This window comes from Streptomyces sp. SA15 (assembly GCF_002291145.1).
Lineage (GTDB): Bacteria > Actinomycetota > Actinomycetes > Streptomycetales > Streptomycetaceae > Streptomyces.
This window is the reverse complement of sequence record NZ_NTGE01000213.1, coordinates 36,168-53,266: the sequence shown is the minus strand read 5'-3', so window position 1 is coordinate 53,266 and position 17,099 is coordinate 36,168. Positions and strand designations below refer to the sequence as shown.

General features: G+C 71.1%; 14 protein-coding genes. 9 read left to right on the top strand and 5 right to left on the bottom strand.

The genetic code is table 11. The annotated features are described in order from the left end of the window. Positions 1-281: 281 nt before the first annotated feature. Genes CLM62_RS45860 through CLM62_RS45845 form a run of 4 tightly spaced genes read right to left on the bottom strand, consistent with a single transcriptional unit; the run spans position 282 to position 5,248 of the window. Positions 282-1,634 carry an AAA family ATPase gene (locus CLM62_RS45860; RefSeq protein WP_095755844.1) on the bottom strand — a complete coding sequence of 451 codons (1,353 nt, stop codon included), beginning with the start codon at positions 1,632-1,634 and terminating at the stop codon, positions 282-284. Next, positions 1,631-3,220 (bottom strand): hypothetical protein, encoded by a 1,590-nt coding sequence (locus tag CLM62_RS45855; protein ID WP_095755843.1) that lies wholly within the window; start codon positions 3,218-3,220, stop codon positions 1,631-1,633. The genes CLM62_RS45860 and CLM62_RS45855 overlap by 4 nt, the downstream gene beginning before the upstream one ends. Then, a complete protein-coding gene (locus CLM62_RS45850) occupies positions 3,211-4,341 on the bottom strand; it encodes a hypothetical protein (RefSeq protein ID WP_095755842.1) in 1,131 nt (376 codons plus the stop codon). Before CLM62_RS45850 ends, CLM62_RS45855 begins: the two co-directional genes overlap by 10 nt. After that, complete coding sequence (locus tag CLM62_RS45845) at positions 4,292-5,248, bottom strand: phosphatase PAP2 family protein (RefSeq protein WP_095755841.1); 957 nt, start codon at positions 5,246-5,248, stop codon at positions 4,292-4,294. The genes CLM62_RS45850 and CLM62_RS45845 overlap by 50 nt, the downstream gene beginning before the upstream one ends. A 196-nt stretch (positions 5,249-5,444) precedes the next feature. Between CLM62_RS45845 and CLM62_RS45840 the strand changes: the two genes are divergently transcribed. Then, complete coding sequence (locus tag CLM62_RS45840) at positions 5,445-6,041, top strand: histidine phosphatase family protein (protein WP_095755867.1); 597 nt, start codon at positions 5,445-5,447, stop codon at positions 6,039-6,041. Between the two features lie 106 nt (positions 6,042-6,147). On the opposite strand, the gene CLM62_RS45835 is transcribed toward CLM62_RS45840, so the two are convergent. Further along, a complete protein-coding gene (locus CLM62_RS45835; RefSeq protein ID WP_095755840.1) occupies positions 6,148-7,644 on the bottom strand; it encodes a hypothetical protein in 1,497 nt (498 codons plus the stop codon). Positions 7,645-7,949: 305 nt separating this feature from the next. On the opposite strand from CLM62_RS45835, the gene CLM62_RS45830 reads away from it, so the two are divergent. The 8 genes from CLM62_RS45830 (at position 7,950) to CLM62_RS45795 (ending at position 16,867) form a co-directional block, all read left to right on the top strand. After that, positions 7,950-8,366, top strand: coding sequence for a hypothetical protein (locus tag CLM62_RS45830; RefSeq protein ID WP_095755866.1), 417 nt, complete (start codon positions 7,950-7,952; stop codon positions 8,364-8,366). Positions 8,367-8,416: 50 nt separating this feature from the next. Then, complete coding sequence (locus tag CLM62_RS45825; protein WP_095755839.1) at positions 8,417-9,280, top strand: spermidine synthase; 864 nt, start codon at positions 8,417-8,419, stop codon at positions 9,278-9,280. 106 nt (positions 9,281-9,386) lie between these two features. Next, complete coding sequence (locus CLM62_RS45820; protein WP_095755838.1) at positions 9,387-10,097, top strand: response regulator transcription factor; 711 nt, start codon at positions 9,387-9,389, stop codon at positions 10,095-10,097. Positions 10,098-10,359: 262 nt separating this feature from the next. Beyond that, complete coding sequence (locus CLM62_RS45815) at positions 10,360-11,664, top strand: ABC transporter substrate-binding protein (protein WP_095755837.1); 1,305 nt, start codon at positions 10,360-10,362, stop codon at positions 11,662-11,664. Then, positions 11,661-12,638, top strand: a complete 978-nt coding sequence (locus CLM62_RS45810) for a carbohydrate ABC transporter permease (protein ID WP_095755836.1) — start codon at positions 11,661-11,663, stop codon at positions 12,636-12,638. Before CLM62_RS45815 ends, CLM62_RS45810 begins: the two co-directional genes overlap by 4 nt. Then, positions 12,635-13,519, top strand: coding sequence for a carbohydrate ABC transporter permease (locus CLM62_RS45805; RefSeq protein ID WP_095755835.1), 885 nt, complete (start codon positions 12,635-12,637; stop codon positions 13,517-13,519). The genes CLM62_RS45810 and CLM62_RS45805 overlap by 4 nt, the downstream gene beginning before the upstream one ends. A 37-nt stretch (positions 13,520-13,556) precedes the next feature. Continuing rightward, the gene (locus CLM62_RS45800; protein ID WP_095755864.1) at positions 13,557-14,870 is read left to right on the top strand and encodes a glycoside hydrolase family 36 protein; all 1,314 of its coding nucleotides are present in this window, start codon (positions 13,557-13,559) and stop codon (positions 14,868-14,870) included. Further along, on the top strand, positions 14,867-16,867 hold the full coding sequence (locus CLM62_RS45795) for a beta-galactosidase (protein ID WP_373559250.1): 2,001 nt from the start codon (positions 14,867-14,869) through the stop codon (positions 16,865-16,867). Before CLM62_RS45800 ends, CLM62_RS45795 begins: the two co-directional genes overlap by 4 nt. Positions 16,868-17,099 lie beyond the last annotated feature (232 nt).

The following is a 17,099-nucleotide window of genomic DNA, read 5'->3' as shown; positions in this document are numbered from 1 at the left end:
CGATGTTCCCCTGACGTCACTGGCGCCAGGTCACTCGGTGTTCGGCCGCCATCCGGGCTGCATGCGTTGGCCACGCGTGTTCCCCAGGCTGCCGTCATGGCCAGCTCCGCGAGGTGCGCCAGCACGGCGTGGTTCGCCTCCCAGCCGTCCGGGCTGTATCCATTGGCCGCCTCCGGCGGCGTGCCGGGCTCCGCCCGGCGGCGTGGGGGCGCGCAGTCGGTGTGAGCCGGGTGAGGCCGGAGTGCGGATCTGCCCGGCCATGCGTGTTCCCCAGGCTGCCGTCATGGCCGCCAGGGCACCTTGTGCTCCGTGAGGTGCGCCAGCACCGCGTGGTTCGCCTCCCAGCCGTCCGGGAACTTCACGACCGTGCCGAGCTGGACCGGTTCCGTGGACGGGTAGTCGTCCAGGAGGTCGGTGACCCCGGCCCGGCACACCACGACGCAGGCGTGGCGGTGGCGGGAGGCCAGGACGCACAGGCGGCCCGTCTCCAGGTGGAAGGCGGTGGCGTCGGGGCGGCCGGAGAGCGGGTGGAGGACGACCGTGACGTCGTACTCGCGGCCCTGGAGGCGGTTCGCCGTGTCGACGGTGACGTCCGTGACGCCCAGGTCGGCGAGCGCCGCGCGGACGGCGGCCGCCTGGTCGCGGTGGGCCGTGCCGACGGCGATCCGGTCGGGGGTGAGGGGGGTGGGGTCGGGCGCGCGCTCCGACGTGGCCGCGCCGCCCCGGTCCAGCAGCCGTCGTACGACCGTCGCCACCGCCCGCACCGCCTCGGGATCCGTCCGCGGGGTGTGCCGCGCGGGCAGCTCCAGCAGGCCCCAGCCCGACTCGGCCGCCTCGTCGATCACCCGGTCGGGGCCCGAACCGTCCGAGGGGACCGCGAAGGCAAGGTGGCGGTCGCCGTGGTCCGTGCCGCTGCGGAAGGGCGTGTACGGGTAGAAGGCGTCGGAGACCAGGGGCGCGGCCGACGCGGGGAGCCGCCAGGACACCGGCAGGCGGTGCTGCGGCAGCTCGGGATTGTGCGCGAGCAGGGTCGTCACGGCGGACGCCGAGGGGTCGTACGACAGCCCCGCCCACTGCTCGCTGCCCACGATCGCGAACGGGTCCAGCTGGCCCGGGTCGCCCACGAACAGCGCCCGCTCGAAGAGGCCGGCCACGGCGAGCAGCGCGTCGGAGCGCATCTGGTAGGCCTCGTCGACGATCGCGTGCCGCCAGGGCTCGTCGACCTTGACATGCCCCCACTTGGCGGCGGTGGAGATCACGACCGCGAGCCCGGTGAGGTCGGCGGCCTTCGCCGACTTCCGTACGTTCGGCAGGTCGTCCAGCGCCTTGTCGTACGGGTCGGCGTCGCTGCTGTGCAGCCGGCCGACGGGCAGCTCGGGGTTCTTCTCGGCCAGTCTGAGCACCAGGTCGTCGACCTGGGCGTTCGTCTGTGCCACGACCATCAACGGGCGCCCCGCCTCGGCGAGCTCGAGCGCCGCACGGACCACGAGCGTGGATTTGCCGGCGCCCGGCGGGGAGTCCACGACGACGCCGCGCGCCGGACCGTGCAGGGTGTCGCGGAGGATCGCGTCGGTGGCACGGGAGGCCTCGGCGCCGGGGTCGAAGGCCTGCGGGGCAAAGGCCTGGGTGGTCACAGGACGTCCTCCTCGGTCACGGGGTCGGGATCAGGAGTCGACGCCTCGCCCGGCGGCCCGCCGTGCGTCCACGGCGTGTCCTGAGGGTCGGGCAGTTTCGCGCCGCCGCGCTGCTCGTGCTCGAAGAGCGTGAAGCAGACCCGGTCGCCCTTCTCCGGCACCGAACCGGCCTCGGGTTCTTTCCCCCGGCCCATCTTGTCGACGATCCGCAGGACCAGCAGATCCTCCGCTTCCTGGCCGACGAACTCTGCCGCCTGCGGCTTGCCGCCCAGCGACCGGTACACCTTGGCCCGCTCGCCGAGGTGCGGCCGGTCGTCGGTCCGTACGGTCACCAGCGGGCGGGGGCTCGGCCGCTTGCCCTCGCTGTACGCCATGACGACATCCGTGACCTCGCCCGCGAACGCCTCCCCGGACAGCCGCCGCCCCGCCATCACCAGCGGGTCGTCGAGGGCCTCCTGGGCCTCGAGGCGGGCCTGTTCGCGCTCGCGCGCGGCGAGCTTGTTCGCGGCGGTGACCGCGTCGTCGCGGCGTGGCTGCGGGGGCTCGCCGGCCAGGACACGGTCACGGTGGCCGGTGAACGACCAGCGGTCGCGCGTCCACCGCTCCTCGACGTGCGCGCCGTCGGGCAGCGCCCGCAGCAGGTCCACACCGCGCCACACCGCGTCCCAGGTGGGGCGCGTCCGGCTCTCGACCAGCGCGCGGATCTCACGCTCGGCGGCGGTGAGCGCGCCGAGCCGGTCGTCGGCCTCCAGGCCGTCCTCGGCGGCGGCGAGGGCGGTGCGGGCGCGGTCGTAGCGCTCGATGGCGGGGGCGAGGAGCTTGTTGTCGAACGCCGGGTCGGTGGCGGGCCCGGCGGGTGGGCACAGCAGCTGGCCCTGCGCGTCCCGCCGTAGCTCGGCGTGGAGCGCGGCCTCGGCGCCGGTGGTCCCCTCCGGCGGGTCGATCCAGGCGAGCAGCGCCCCCAGGTGCTGGTCCTCCAGGGTGGACTGGCCGGTCGCCCAGTGCCGGGCCAGTACGTCCGTCATGGCCAGCAGCAGCGAGGACCCGGGGACGCGGGCGCGCTCGGCGAAGTGGGTCAGCCACCGGCCGAGCAACGGCAGCCGCGGCGGCGCGGGGTACGGGGTCTCCGGGTCCTGTTCCGCCGTACGCCTGAAGCGCATGGAGCGCCCGAGCAGCCGGAGGAACTCGATGCCCGCGCGGCTCGGCACGATCAGCTGCGGGGCGTCCGCGCACAGGTCGACCTCGACCTTGACCCGCTTGCCGGTCTCCGCGTCGGTCTCGGTGCGCTCGGCCGCCTCGACGACATCGGCGTACGCGTCCACATACGGCAGTACGACATCGGCCAGCTCGGCCAGGAACACGAACCTGAGGTCGCGGTCGCGCGGCTGCGGGACGACCAACAGCCGTGGCGCGTCCCGGTCGGTGCCCACCAGCGCGCCGAGCGGCGCACCGGCCTCACCGGCGGTGGTGAGCGGCACGAGGACCAAGGGCCGCTCGGACAGGTGCCGGTGCCGGACGGTGGCGGCGGGCTGGGCGCGGCCGGTACTGACGGCCTCCAGCCGGGCCAGTGTGGCGATCAGCGACATGCGGCCCCCTGCTCTGCCCGCAGCACTTCCGCCCGCAGGGCCGCCGCACGCCGCAGCGCCGCCACGGCCGGGTCCTCGGGGTCCCCGGCCTGTCCGTGGGCCGCCGCGAGGACGTCGTCGACCGTCGTCAGACCGCCCAGCTCGGCGCGCACAGAGCGGCCGAGGGAGGTCACCGCGCCTTCCGTCCGGGAACGGTCGCGGCAGTGGAAGGCCAGCTCGCACGCGGACAGGCACTCGGGCGCGTAGGTCGCCGGAACCGATTCCACCGCGGCCGTCAGCTCGTCGGCCGGCAGGTCGGGGGAGAAGCAGGTGCCCTCGGGCAGGCCGTCGGCGATGTCCTGGACCCGGGTGAGGCGAGCCAGCTGACGGGCGGTCACCGCGCGCTGCTTGCGGACATCGACGGCGGACGCGGTGGGCAGGTTAGAGAAGTCCTTGGGGCAGACGAGCAGGACGTGGTGCCGCACGCGCGAGGGTGGGATCAGGTGTGCCGCGACCCCTTCCAGCGCCAGCACGTACACCGCGGCCTGCCGCGCGGCCGCGCCCACCTTCGCCGGGTCCGCAGAGCCGTCCAGCATCGGGAACGACTTGATCTCCACGACCGTCCAGCTGCCGTCCGGGTGCACCACCACCGCGTCCGGCTCCAGGAAGGCGGGCGAACCGGCGACGTCGAGCGACAGCATCGGATGGTCGAGCAGCGTCCAGGCACCGGCCGCGGTGGCCTCGCGCAGGGCGAGGGCCGTACGGGCCGTGCGGCCCTCGGGGCCGATCGCGGTGAGCTCGGGCACCTGGGCGTCCGACGGTGGCTCGGCGCCCCGGTCCAGCTTCTCGTGCACCAGCCGCAGCAGCTCCGCGCCGCCGTCCGCCTTGACCCGTTTCTCGAAGGCGTTCCCCCGCGTGAGCGCGAACTGCGACTGCCCGAAGGCGGACGGCGAGCCCAGTGCGCTCGCCAGCGACGCCTTGTTCACCCCGGCCCCGTCGAGGATCGCGCGCCGTCTGCACCCGGGGTTCGCGGCGAGCGCCGCGAGGGCGCGTGCGTCCAGGGCCTTGGCCGGTACGTCGGGACCGCGCAGCTCAGCGAGCCGCTGCCGGAGCGCCGTCCCCCGCGTCCTTGGGGGCGGCACTGGGCGGCTCGGCTCCGTCTGAGAACCGTGACTCGCGCTGCCGTGGAATTCGCTCACCCGCGGAAGTCTTCCATCCGCCACTGACAATCGAGGCACGTGCGCCCGGAGAGACCGGCGCGACGGCCGCGACCCGGGCCCGCATCCGCGCCATCACCGGGTCCGCGTACCGCAGAACGACCGGGGCGAGCAGCAGCCCGATCGCCATCACGACCGCGCCCGCGGCCGCGTCGAGGAAGTAGTGGTTCGCGGTGCCCATCACCACGATCGTCGTCACCAGCGGATAGACGACGCCGGCGACCTTCGTGGTACGCGTCCCGCCGTACTTCCACAGAATCACTCCGCACCACAGCGCCCAGCCCACGTGCAGACTCGGCATGGCCGCGTACTGGTTCGTCATACCGCCCAGACCCCGCGGCGCGCTCGCCTCGCCGCCCCACCAGCCGTACGAGCTGTACTGGGCCATCGTGTCGACGAAGCCGTGGTCCGAGGAGAGCAGACGGGGCGGACAGGTCGGCAGCAGGGTGAAGCCGATCAGACCGATGAAGGTGGACGTCATCAGCCAGGTGCGGGCCATGCGGTAGTGCACGGCGCGGGATCTGAAGAGCCAGACCAGGAGCACGGGCGTGACCAGGTAGTGCAGCGACGCGTACCAGAAGTCGGCGGGTATGCCGATCCACGCCTCGCGCGTGAACAGCCGGTTGAGCGGGTGCTCCGCGTTGATGTGCAGGAACTTCTCGACGCGCAGGATGGCCAGACCGTGGTCGACGGCACTGGTGACGTCACCCCGTACCATCAGCCGGCCCGCGGAGTAGCAGGCGTACACCAGGAGGATCAGCGGCAGCTCGGTCCACCAGCGCAACCGGGTCCTCGGGACCGCCTCGATGCCTGGTGACTCGGTCTGCGGCATCCGATCGCCCTCCCCCTTCGTGTCGCGCGGCGTCCCGTGGTGTGTTTTCGGTCGTGCCACTTTACGGCGCGTGTGCGCGCTCCCGTGGAGCGCCCCCGGCCCTCAAAGACGCAAAGATCGCCCGTCGGGTTGCCCCTGAACAGGGTGCGCGATGATGGAGCGGTTCCGCCTCTCATTTCTCCTGGAGGTTCCGTTCATGGCACCGCGCATCCTGCTCGCCCGGCACGGACAGACGCAATGGTCGCTGTCCGGCAAGCACACGGGCAGGACCGACGTGCCGCTCCTGGAAGAGGGCCGCCGGGGCGCGAAGCTGCTCGGCGAGCGCCTGCACCGGGCGCCGTTCGACGGCCTGACCGGAGTCGAGGTGCGCACCAGCCCTCTGGCACGCGCGCGTGAGACGTGCGAACTCGCCGGGTTCGGCGAGCGGGCGCGCACCTGGGACACGCTGATGGAGTGGGACTACGGGGCGTACGAGGGGATGACTCCGGAGGAGATCCAGGCCGTGCGGCCGGGGTGGCTGATCTGGCGGGACGGGGTGCCGGAGGGTGAGTCGACGGCCGAGGTGACGGCGCGGGCGGACGAGGTGGTGGGCTGGGCGCGGGCCGAGGAGCGGGATGTGCTGGTGTTCGCGCACGGGCACATATTGCGGACCATCGGGGCGCGGTGGTTGGGGCTGCCGATTGATTTCGGGGCGCGGATCAGGCTGAATCCGACGTCCTTGTCGGTGCTCGGGTGGGCTTATGGGGAGCCTGCGATCGAGAGCTGGAACGACTTGGGGCACCTGACGGGGTAGTGCGGTGCTCGGTGCTGGTGCGGGCGGGTGGGTTTCGCTCGCCGGCGCTGGCCGGGTGCCGCTCTCTTTGGGTCGGGAGCCGCCCCAGCGGCACGACTGCCCGCAGCTAGGCCGTGCGCGGCAGGCTCCCGTGCCTCTCCAAGAACGCCGAAACCCCCGAAGCCCGCCGGTGAGGCAGCAGCACCCTCGCCGTCCCCGCCAGCATCGTCTGGATCCGCGACGACTGCACCTCGCCCAGCAGATCCAGCACCCGCATCCCCGCCGCCGCGGCCTCGTCGGGGCGCCCGCCGCGCGCGAGGTCGTCCGCCAGCTCCGCCGTGTACAGCGCGATGTTCCGCGTGAAGTGCGGGTCCTGGAGGCGGGCCGCACGGCGCGCGTGCCGGGCCGCGCGAGGCCAGTCGCCCAGCATCGACCAGCACTGCGCCTCCAGCCCCTCCAGCTCGGCCTCTCCGTAGAAGCTCATCCACTCGGGGTCGGCGTCCGAGTGGCCGCGCTCGTAGAGGGCCTGCGCGCGGGCGAGCGCCTGTTCGCAGCCGGTGCGGTCGGCGAGCCCGGCCCAGCCGCCCGCCTCGCGCAGTGAGAGCAGCGACATCAGGCGGGCGGAGCCCAGGGGGCGCGCGACGCGTTGCGCGGCCTGCGCGGCGCGCACTGCTTCCCGTGGCCGTCCGGCGTCGCGCGCGAGGAACGCCGTATTGCAGAAGGCGTGCGCCTCCAGGGCGTCGTCGCCGGTCATCCGGGCGGTCGCGAGCGCCTCCGCGTAGTGCGAGCGGGCGTCGTCGAAGCGGCCCGAGTCGTGGGCCAGCCAGCCCACCGAGATGGCCAGCTCACCGGCGCCGGAGTGGAGTCGTTCGGCGCTCGTCGGCCGGGTCACGCCCGCGTCCAGCAGTGCGTAGGCGGCGCGCAGAGGTTCCGCCGCGCGCCGGTACAGGCCGTCGGCGCCGTGCCGGTCGTCGAGCAGCCGGATCCTGCGAACGGCCTCTTCGAGGGCGCTCACCTCGTTCGTCCCGACGCGACGGACGGGACGTTCCGCGGCCGCGGCGTCGAAGGCGAGCCCGATGGGGCCCAGGGAGGCGGCGGCCACCGTGGCACCACCGCCGGTCATGAATGCGCGACGCAGCACGTCGCTCTCCTCGTAGTTGTCGTGCGTCTCGTACAGGTCCTGCGGGTCGTACGGGTCTTGCGGGTCGTGCGGGTGATAACGCTCGTGCGGGTCCTGCGTTTCATACGGCTCGTACGCCCCTGGCGTCTCACTCGTGGCGTACGCCGGGAGTGTGGCGCCCGAGGGGGGCGCGTCCTCGGGTGCGTGCGCCCGGCGTCCGCGTACGGACGAGCGGGGCGCGAACCCAAGGTCGGTGAGGGTGCGGCCGGGAAACATGTGCAAGAACACCCGCTCGTACGCGTAGTTGGGGCAGCGGATCTCACCCGCCTCGACCCGGCCGACGTAGCGTGCGTCGCAGCTGACCCGCTCGCCGATCTCACGGGCGGCCCGCCGTACCGCCGCGGCGAACTCGGCCGGCGAGCGCTGTCCGCGCAGGCGCCGGAACGCGAGGTTCGGCTGCGGTGGTGTGGGGGACTGGGGCGGGGTGTCCTTTGACGACGCCATGGCCGGGTCCTCTCGTGCGAACCGTCGAACCATGCCGGATTCACCATGACTTGACCGATTAATCGAATTAATCGATGTTGTCACCTTGCTTCCGGCGGGCAAGAACGTACCGGCTGTGCCGGACCCGCCACGCTGTGTTTGGCTACAAACCGGATATCTCATCCGGGATCTGCCATGAACTGCCATCCTTTGCGGCGGACTTCCGCCGTAGCCGTTGACGCGTGGGCGCGTTGAACCTTGCGGACCGGGAGCGGCCCGACTCCCGAGCCGCTCGTTGGAGGAGAGGTTCCGTGGTGGAGGCCGGGATGGAGACCAGCCAGAGCATCGATCCTTGTACGCCGACCATGTCCAGTGCGCCGCCCGCGTGTCCGGACCCCGGGTGCGATGTCGTCACGGTGCCGACGCGGCACGGGCTCGAGGCGGTCGACATCCTGCGGCGCGGGGCGGGTGACGAGGCGGTGGGGCCCGTTCTGCACGACGACGGCGGCGACACCCTCGGGTTCGTGGTGCCGCCGGGGACGGCGGCCGGGTGGGACGTGCCGGGCAGCTCGTGCACGGAGACGGACGGGCGCGGGGTGCGGCTCAGCCTCGAGCCGCCGGTCGAGGGCTCGGACTGGCTGCTGCCGCCGGGCGATGCGGACCTCGCGACCGATCCGGCGGTGCTGCGGGAGGCGCTGGGGGAGGCGGCGCGGATCATCGAGGCGGCGGACAACTGCACGTGACGGCCAAGGCTCACTGAGCCCACCGCCCCACCGCGCCGGATAATGGCCCAATGGGAAAGTCCAGGAGCCCCCGGCGCGACAGCGCGGCCGTCGTCGTCGAAGCCGTCGACGGTGGGCTCGCCGAGCTCATACCCGACCGGGACCGGACGCGGGCCTGGACGCTGCTTGTCGACGGGGCTCCGCAGTCGCATGTCGATCTGGACGACCCGGCGTATCTGTCCTTCGAGTACCAACGGCGGCTCGGGCACGTCATCGACCTGGTCGCCCCACCCGGCCGGCCCGTACACGCCGTGCACCTCGGCGGCGGCGCGCTGACCCTGGCCCGCTACGTCGCCGCCACCCGCCCCCGCTCCACCCAGCAGGTCGTCGAGCGCGACGCGCCCCTCGTCCAACTGGTCCGCCGGGAACTGCCGTTGGCGCCGAACACGCGGATCCGGGTCAGGTCGGCGGACGCCCGCGAAGGCCTCGCCAAGGTGCCCGACGGCTGGGCCGACCTCGTCATCGCCGACGTCTTCAGCGGGGCCCGGACCCCGGCCCACCTCACCTCGACCGAGTTCCTCGACGAGGTCCGCCGGGCCCTGAAGCCGGGCGGTTTCTACGCCGCCAACCTCGCCGACGGCCCGCCGTTGGCCCACCTGCGCGGCCAGATCGCCACCGCGTCGGCCCGCTTCCCCGAGCTCGCGCTGCTCGCCGACCCGGCCGTCCTGCGCGGCAAACGCTTCGGCAACGCGGTCCTCGTCGCCTGCGACCACCCGCTCCCGCTCACCGAACTCACCCGCCGCGCCGCCTCCGACCCGCACCCGGGCCGCGTGGAACACGGCAAGGCCCTCACCGACTTCACAGGAGGGGCCGTACCGGTGACCGACGCGGCCGCGGTGGCCTCTCCGGCGCCGCCGCCATCCGTATTCAGGTGACGCGGGGGTCTCCTGGCAGTTCCCTGGCGGCCGGGGTTTGTCCACAGCCGCGGAGTTGTCCACAGATGCCGGATGGGCCTGTTCGACATGGCGTACGGTGCGGCGCATGGCAAGTGTGCTCGTGGTCGAGGAGGACCAGTTCGTACGCTCGGCGCTCATCCGGCATCTGACCGACGCTTCGCACACCGTGCGCAGCGTCGGTACGGCACTGGAGGCGCTGCGCGAGGTCGCCCATTTCCGCTTCGACGTGGTCATTCTGGACCTCGGTCTGCCCGATCTGGACGGCTCCGAGGCCCTGAAGATGCTGCGCGGCATCACCGACGTGCCCGTGATCATCGCCACCGCCCGGGACGACGAGACGGAGATCGTCCGGCTGCTGAACGCAGGGGCGGACGACTACCTGACCAAGCCGTTCTCGGTCGAGCATCTGTCGGCGCGGATGGCGGCCGTCCTACGGCGGTCCCGTGCCGCCACCGGGGACGCGCCGTCGGCGACCGTGCTCCGGGTCGGAGGCCTGACCGTGGATCCGCTCAGACGGCAGGCCGAGCTGGACGGCGTACGGCTCGACCTCACCCGGCGCGAGTTCGACCTGCTCGCCTTCCTGGCCGGCCGGCCAGGTGTCGTCGTCCCGCGCAAGGAACTGCTCGCCGAGGTCTGGCAGCAGTCGTACGGCGACGACCAGACCATCGACGTCCATCTGTCCTGGCTGCGCCGCAAGCTGGGCGAGACGGCCGCGCGGCCGCGCTATCTGCACACTCTGCGGGGCGTCGGCGTGAAACTGGAGCCGCCCGCCAGGGCGTCGCCCCCATCTCCCTGATCCGCCCTCCTGGATCTCCCGGCTCTCCCGGAGGGGAGGCGGCCCCGTCGATTGGTCTCTACCTTCAGCCGCGAGTGATCCACAACGCCGAGGCGAGCGGTGTTGTGTCGATTACGTTTCGACAAACGGGGGCGAAAGCTATTGACGTATGACCTGACATGCGGCTGTTATTGCGCCATCGTGTTCGGTCAAGTTGATTTCTGGTTGATTGCGACCGGCTTTCGAGCATCCCCCGGCTGAACCCTGCCCTCAGGAGCCGTCCATGCACCACACCTCCCCCTCCTTCCCCGCTGCCACCCGCCGCACCCTGCTGCGCGGCATGGGCGGCGCCGCCCTGCTCGGCGCCGGTATACCCCTGCTGAGCGCCTGCGGCGGCAGCGGCACGGCCGCCGACCCGAAGACGGTCACCCTCGGCTCCAAGGCGTCCGACCCGGTCCCGAAGAAGGCCTTCGCCGACATCTACGCGGCCTACAAGAAGAAGTCCGGCATCACGGTCGACGTGAACACCAAGGACTCCAACACCTTCCAGGAGCAGATCAACTCCTACCTCCAGGGCACGCCGGACGACGTGTTCACCTGGTTCGCCGGATACCGCATGCAGTTCTTCGCGGCCAAGGGACTGGCCACCCCGATCGACGACGTGTGGAAGACCATCGGGGGCAACTTCCCCGAGGCGATGCACAAGCTCAGCAAGGGCGAGGACGGCAAGTACTACTTCGTGCCGCTGTACTCGTACCCGTGGGCGATCTTCTACCGGAAGAGTGTCTTCCAGGAGAAGGGCTACGAAGTCCCCACCAAGTGGGACGACTTCGTCGCCCTGTGCAAGCAGATGAAGAAGGACGGGCTCACTCCGATCGCGTTCGGCGACAAGGACGCGTGGCCCGCGCTCGGCACCTTCGACCAGATCAACTTCCGCCAGAACGGCTATGACTTCCATGTCGACCTGATGGCTGGCAAGGCCTCCTGGACCGACGCCAAGGTGCGCAAGGCCTTCGACCTGTGGGCGGAGATCCTCCCCTACCACCAGGAGGGCGCCGTCGGCCGCACCTGGCAGGACGCGGCCCAGACGCTCGCCTCGAAGAAGGCCGGCATGTATCTGCTGGGCACCTTCGTCGCCCAGCAGTTCACCAACAAGGCCGACCTGGACGACCTCGACTTCTTCGCCTTCCCGGAGATCGACCCGGCGTACGGGCAGGACACCGTCGAGGCGCCGACCGACGGCTTCATGATGAGCAAGAGCCCGAAGAACAAGGCCGAAGCCGTCAAGCTGCTGGAGTACCTGGGCACTCCGGACGCCGAGACCATCTACCTGAAGTCCGACCCGAGCGTGGTCCACGCCTCCACCAAGGCCGACACGTCGTCGTACACCCCCCTGCAGAAGAAGGCGTACGACATGATCAGCGGGGCGAAGAGCCTGACGCAGTTCATGGACCGTGACAGCCGGCCGGACTTCACCTCCACGGTGATGCAGCCCGCGCTGCAGAAGTTCATCCGCGACCCCAAGGGCGTCGACGGCATCCTGTCGTCGATCGAGCGCCAGAAGAAGACGATCTTCGCCTCCTCATGACGACCGACATCACCAAGGAGACCCCGGAGGCGGCCGCCGTGCCGCCTCCGGGCGCTGCCCCCGCCAAGAAGGTGCCCCAGGGGCACCGTCGCCTGCTGACCCGCCGCGACCGGCTCATCCTCGGTCTGATGGCGGGCCTGCCCACGATCCTTCACATCGCCCTCGTCTGGGTGACGGCCCTGGCCTCGATCGCGCTGGCCTTCACCACCTGGGACGGCATCGGCTTCGACTCGATCCAGTGGGTCGGGCTGCAGAACTTCAAGGAACTCTTCGAGCAGAACCCGCAGTTCTGGCCCGCCGTCCAGCACAACGTCGTCTGGTTCGTCGTCCTGATCCTGATCCCGACCCCGCTCGGCCTGTTCCTGGCCGTGCAGCTGGACAAGAACATCCGGTTCAGCCGCGTCTACCAGACCGCCTTCTTCCTGCCCGTCGTGATGTCGATGGCCGTCATCGGCTTCGTCTGGCAGCTGATCTACAACCCCGACACCGGCCTGATCAACAGCATCATCGGGGCCAACGAGCCGGGCAAGTACATCGACTGGATCGGCGACCCGGACCTCAACCTCTGGGCGATCCTGGTCGCCGCGTCCTGGCGCCACGCCGGCTACATGATGATCCTCTACCTGGCCGGACTCAAGGGCGTCGACCCCTCGCTGCGGGAGGCGTCCGCGCTGGACGGGGCGAGCGAGTGGCAGACGTTCAAGAACGTCATCTTCCCGACGCTGCGCCCCACCAACACCGTCGTCCTGGTCGTCACCATCATCGAGGCCCTGCGCGCCTTCGACCTGGTCTTCGTCTTCAACAAGGGCGCCGAGGGCACCGAGCTGCTCTCGATCCTGGTCACCAACAACATCATCGGCGAGTCCAGCCGCATCGGGTACGGCTCCGCGATCGCGGTCGTCCTGCTGCTGATCTCCCTCGTCGTGATCATTCCCTACCTGGTGGCCACCTTCCGGAAGGAGCGGCGCGCATGAGCACCACCGCCGTGACCAAGGTCCGCACGCCCGTCCGCCCGGCCCGGATCCTGCTGCACCTCTTCCTCGCCGGCGCCTCACTGGCCTGGCTCGCGCCGCTGCTGTGGGCGCTGTACTCGGCCATGCGGCCATACGCGGAGACCAGTGAGAAGGGATACGTGTCCTGGCCGGACACGCTGACCTTCGACAACTTCACCAACGCGTTCACGCAGTCGGACATGAGCCACTACTTCGTCAACACGATGATCATCGCCGTCCCGGCGGTGCTGTTGACGCTGTTCCTGTCGTCGATGGTCGCCTTCTACGTCAGCCGCTTCGACTTCCGCCTCAACCTCGCGCTGCTGCTCGTCTTCACCGCGGGCAACCTGCTCCCCCAGCAGGTCATCATCACCCCCCTGTACCGCCTGTACCTGCTGATCGACCTGCCCGGCATCACCATGTCCGGCAAGCTCTACGACTCCGCGCTCGGCCTGGTCCTCATCCATGTCGCGTTCCAGTCGGGCTTCTGCGCCTTCGTGCTCAGCAACTACATGCGCACGCTGCCGCACGAGCTGACCGAGGCCGCGCTCGTCGACGGCGCCTCGGTGTGGCGTCAGTACTGGCAGATCGTGCTGCCGCTGTGCCGCCCGGCGATGGCGGCCCTGGCCACCCTGCTCTCCATCTGGATCTACAACGACTTCTTCTGGGCCCTGGTCCTCATCTCCACCGGCGAGAACATGCCGATCACCTCGGCGCTGAACAACCTCACCGGCGCGTACTTCACCGACCCCAACCTGGTCGCCGCCGGCGCCCTGCTCACCGCGATCCCGACCCTGATCGTGTACTTCGTGCTCCAGCGCCAGTTCGTCAGCGGCCTGACACTCGGCGCCAACAAGGGCTGACCAGCCCTTTCCCTGAAATTCCGTGAAAGAGACCTCCGTGCACAACCCCTTCACGCCGATCGCCTCCCTGCCCGTGAACCCGCGCACCGCCCGAGTTCACGAGGAGGGCTGGCAGTCCTGGAGCCCCAGCGGCGCCTACGCCCTCGGCGACAAGCCGTACCGCCCGACCAACGACAACTGGGCGACGGTCTGCTACCGCCCCGGCGTCACCGTCCCCGAGGACACCTTCCAGGGCGAGGGGCTGCTGGCCCTGGACCCCGGCGACGGCACACCGGTGCGGCTGTGGGCGGCTGTCGAGCCGACGCGCGAGGTGCCGTCGATCCGCCTGGTCGTCACCGCCGACCGGGCGGAGGTCAGCGCCGACGGCCCGGTGAAGGAGTGGACCGGCACGGACATCCAGTCGGTGCTGGCCGACTGGGCCTCGGGGCTCGGGCTGCAAGCTCCCCGCCCCGCCCCCAGCGTGTGGTGCTCCTGGTACGAGTACTTCACCGCCGTCACCGAGGAGGACATCCACGAGAACCTCCGCGCGATGGACACCCTCGACCTGCCCATCGACGTCGTCCAGATCGACGACGGCTACCAGAAGGCCCTCGGCGACTGGCTCACCCTCTCCGGCCGCTTCCGCTCCCGCGCCGGCATCGCCGACGCGATCCGGGCCCGGGGCCGTAGGGCGGGCATCTGGACGGCACCCTTCCTCGTCGACCCGGCGAGCGACCTGGCCGCCGAACACCCGGACTGGCTGGTCCGGGACGTGGACGGCGGCTTCACACACGCCGGCCGCAACTGGGGCCACGACCTGCGCGTCCTCGACACCACCCACCCGGCCGCGGCGGCGTATCTGACCTCGGTCTTCACGACCCTGCGCGCCGAGGGCTTCGACTACTTCAAGGTCGACTTCCTGTACGCGGGCGCCCTGGACGGCGTACGGCACGCCCGCGTCGACGCCCTCCAGGCGTACCGCTCCGGCATCGAGCTGATCCGCGAGGCGATCGGTCCGGAGGCCTACCTCCTGGGCTGCGGCGCGCCGATGTTGCCGTCGCTCGGCCTGTTCGACGCGATGCGGGTCAGCCCCGACACGGCCCCGCACCGCCGCCCCGAGGCCGACGACTACAGCCAACCCGGCCAGGACCCGGCCGAGTTCACCGGCGTCGGCCGCCAGTGGCAGCACTGCCGCCTCTGGATCAACGACCCCGACTGCCTGATGGCCCGCCCCGCCGTGGAGACCCGCGAACGCTGGGCGGCACACGTGGAGGCGACGGGCGGCCTGATGGCCTCCAGCGACCGTCTGCTGTCGCTGGACGAGTGGGGCGTGACCACAACGCGCCGCCTTCTGTCTGGAGTTGACCAGTGATCCCGGGCCACGGCATCGCGTACGGCGGCGACTACAACCCCGAGCAGTGGCCCGAGGAGGTCTGGCACGAGGATGTACGGCTGATGCGCGAGGCCGGGGTGACCATGGTCAGCGTCGGCATCTTCTCGTGGGCGCTGCTGGAGCCGGCGGAGGGCGAGTACGACTTCTCCCGCATGGACCGCATCCTGGACCTGCTCCACGAGAACGGCATCGCGGCCGACCTGGCGACCCCGACGGCGGCGCCCCCGGCGTGGTTCTTCCGCGCGCATCCGGAGGCACTGCCCGTGGACCGGGACGGCCGCGGACTGTCGTACGGCAGCCGCCAGACGTTCTGCCCGAGCAGCCCGGCCTACCGCACGGCGGCCCTGCGGATCGCTCGCGCGGTCGCCGAGCGCTACGCGGACCATCCGGCGGTCGAGATGTGGCACGTCCACAACGAGTACGGCTGCCACAACGCGGAGTGCTACTGCGAGGTGAGCGCGGAGGCGTTTCGCGGGTGGCTGCGCGCGAAGTACGAGAACTTGGCGGCGCTGAACGAAGCCTGGGGCACCACCTTCTGGAGCCAGTGGTACTACGACTGGGACGAGATCATCCCGCCCCGCGCCACCGGTGCCGTCCCCAACCCGACCCACCAGCTGGACTGGCGCCGCTTCTGCAGCGACGAGCTGCTGTCCCTGTACAAGGCGGAACGCGAGGTGCTGCGTACGGCGGCCCCGTCGATCCCCGCCACCACCAACTTCATGGTGATGTACAACTTCGACGCGCTGGACTACTGGCGCTGGGCCCCGGAGCTGGACGTGGTCTCGAACGACCACTACCTGCGCTCCACGGACCCGGAGTCGCAGATCGACATCGCGCTGAGCGGCGACCTGGTGCGCTCGCTGGCGGGCGGCCGCCCCTGGTTCCTGATGGAGCACTCGACGGGCGCGGTCAACTGGCAGCCGGTCAACCGGGCGAAGACGGCGGGGGAGCTGCGGCGCAACGCCCTCGCCCACGTCGCTCGCGGCGCGGACGGCATCGCCTACTTCCAGTGGCGGGCGGCGAAGGCGGGCGCCGAACAGTGGCACTCGGCGATGCTGCCGCACGCGGGCACCGACAGCCAGATCTGGCGGGACGTGGTCGCGCTGGGCGCGGACCTGAAGGCCCTGGCGGAGGTACGCGGCAGCACGGGCACGGCGTCGGTGGCCGTGGTCTGGGACTGGAACGCCCGCTGGGCCCTGGAGTTGCCGTCCCAGCCGAGCGAGCAGGTCCGCTACCTCGACCAGATCCGTTCCTGGTACGAGCCGTTGTGGCGCGCGGGCATCGCGGTGGACTTCGTCCGCCCGGACGCGGACCTGTCGGCGTACCGCCTGGTCCTGGCCCCGAGCCTGTACCTGGTGGACGAGGCCGGCGCGGCGAACCTGACGTCCTTCGCCGAGGCCGGCGGGACCCTGGCCGTCGGCTTCCACAGCGGCGCGGTCGACGAGAACAGCCACGTCCGGCTGGGCGGCTACCCGGGCGCGTTCCGCCATGCACTGGGCGTCCGCACGGACGAACTGTTCCCGCTGCTGCCGGGGGAGTCGGTGGAGCTGAGCGGGGGCGGTACGGCGTCGCTGTGGTCGGAGCGGGTGGCCCTGGCCGGCGCGGAGGCGGTGACGTCGTACACATCCGGCCCGCTCACCGGCGTCCCGGCGGTGACCCGCCACACCCACGGCACGGGCACGACGTGGTACGTGGCGACCCAGCCGGACCCCGCGACTTTGGCCGCCCTACTGGACCGCATCCGTGGGGAGGCGGGCGTCGAGCCCGTACGCGTCACCCCGGAGGGCGTCGAGGCGGCACTGCGGCGGGGCGAGGACGCGGACTACCTGTTCCTGATCAACCACGGTGACCGGGAAGCGGAAATCGAGGTCTCGGCAGAAGCCACCGAACTCCTCACCGCAAAGCGGGTCCTGGAGGGGTCGGTCCATGTGCCGCCCGGGGATGTTGTGGTGATACGAGAGCCGCGTTCCGCATGATTCGGCGCTGGTTCAGAACGGGAACTCGAATATCCCCTCGCTTGCAGAGTTAACCGGAAAATCGTGGTGATCCCTCGATTCCCGCCGCTACGATGCACGAGCCGCAAGGCGCGTGCGCCGGAGCGCGCACGGGGAATCGGGGGATCCATGGGCCATGCACGGGTACGTCTGCTCTCTCTACCCCTGGCCGGGGTGTCACTGCTGGCTCTGGTGGGCGCGGCGGGTTGTGAGG

Bases quoted from the DNA above. Each gene is read 5' to 3' on its own strand.
- CLM62_RS45855 (WP_095755843.1), bottom strand. From the start codon at position 3,220: ATGTCGCTGATCGCCACACTGGCCCGGCTGGAGGCCGTCAGTACCGGC.
- CLM62_RS45845 (WP_095755841.1), bottom strand. From the start codon at position 5,248: ATGCCGCAGACCGAGTCACCAGGCATCGAGGCGGTCCCGAGGACCCGG.
- CLM62_RS45840 (WP_095755867.1), top strand. From the start codon at position 5,445: ATGGCACCGCGCATCCTGCTCGCCCGGCACGGACAGACGCAATGGTCG.
- CLM62_RS45835 (WP_095755840.1), bottom strand. From the start codon at position 7,644: ATGGCGTCGTCAAAGGACACCCCGCCCCAGTCCCCCACACCACCGCAG.
- CLM62_RS45830 (WP_095755866.1), top strand. From the start codon at position 7,950: ATGGAGACCAGCCAGAGCATCGATCCTTGTACGCCGACCATGTCCAGT.
- CLM62_RS45825 (WP_095755839.1), top strand. From the start codon at position 8,417: ATGGGAAAGTCCAGGAGCCCCCGGCGCGACAGCGCGGCCGTCGTCGTC.
- CLM62_RS45820 (WP_095755838.1), top strand. From the start codon at position 9,387: ATGGCAAGTGTGCTCGTGGTCGAGGAGGACCAGTTCGTACGCTCGGCG.
- CLM62_RS45815 (WP_095755837.1), top strand. From the start codon at position 10,360: ATGCACCACACCTCCCCCTCCTTCCCCGCTGCCACCCGCCGCACCCTG.
- CLM62_RS45810 (WP_095755836.1), top strand. From the start codon at position 11,661: ATGACGACCGACATCACCAAGGAGACCCCGGAGGCGGCCGCCGTGCCG.
- CLM62_RS45805 (WP_095755835.1), top strand. From the start codon at position 12,635: ATGAGCACCACCGCCGTGACCAAGGTCCGCACGCCCGTCCGCCCGGCC.